This is a genomic window from Rhizobium sp. P1_E6, from assembly GCF_056405875.1.
In genome coordinates, this window is sequence record NZ_JBFUBG010000299.1 from 1 (window position 1) to 1,060 (window position 1,060).

Consider the following 1,060-nt stretch of genomic DNA (forward strand, 5'->3'; position numbering starts at 1 on the left):
TCAGAAGACCGAGCGTTATCTTTTTCAGCGCGTTTTCGGCCTTCTTGAAGTCGCGAGAATAGGATTGGACCGCATGCGTCGCTATATCGAAGACTTGGCGTTCTCGCCGCTCGATCTCATCCTTCGGATCACCCTCGTAGGGATAGACTCCTGCCTCCTTGAGCGACTGTATCAGCTCGCCGGATTTCTCAGCCTCTCGCTCACGAAAATAATCACCGACCTCGTCGCGGATATATTCCACGACACGTACAAAGTCCGGATCTCCGAGTTCATCGAGCTCCAGGAGATTTTTATTCGCCATTTCCTGGAAGAAAGGAGCGTATGCATAAACTGAAAAAGAGTAATCCGGCGCCGTGACGTTGGCCGGTATCGTCCCCAGCACGACACCCGTCTCGCCTCCAAAATGGATCCGGCGATTGGATACTTTGTTCTTCCATTCGATGACCTTGAGGGAAAGGTCTTTGATGATCCGGGTTTTGCCGACAACGGGCTTCGTCTTGAAATCATGGAACCGGTCAATCGAGGCCTTAGGATCCACCGCAGCGCCGTCATATCGGATGATCACATTCGGATAGTGGAGCACGTAAGGGGCGAAGGTGGCGTTGAAATCGGCTCTAGCCTGCTCGCTGGTCAGCCAATCCAATCCCTCTTTCAGGTTCACCAGCTCGACTGTCGTGCCCGTTTCGACCTCGAGGTCGATAGCGACTGGATCGCCGACCGTGCCGGTATGCAGCTGGTCGGCGTCAACGGTTATTTCCAAGGCATGCTTTATGCCACCTAATTCATAGACAGTCTTCCAGACCGCCCGCTGCGACCACGAATAAAACTTAAGACGGCCCTGTCCTTCTTTTCCATGGACGGCTCGAGCAAAACGCTTTGTTTGACGTGCCTGGCGCTTCCAAGATTCTCCCAGACTATCGAAGTCGTGATCGGCCTGTGGCTTCGTAATTCCCACCCCATTATCCATGATGATGATTGCATCGATAGCGTCGAGCTCATTACGTGGGAATTCGACGGAGACTTCGGTAGCATCGGCATCGAGGGCGTTCCACACGAATTC

Annotated in this window: 1 protein-coding gene; it reads right to left on the reverse strand. The window is 53.3% G+C overall.

Features of this window, described 5'->3' with window-relative positions; translation table 11 throughout:
- Positions 1-1,060 (reverse strand): ATP-binding protein (locus tag AC1D35_RS36370; RefSeq protein WP_477942884.1); only part of this gene is annotated, 1,060 nt, incomplete at both ends.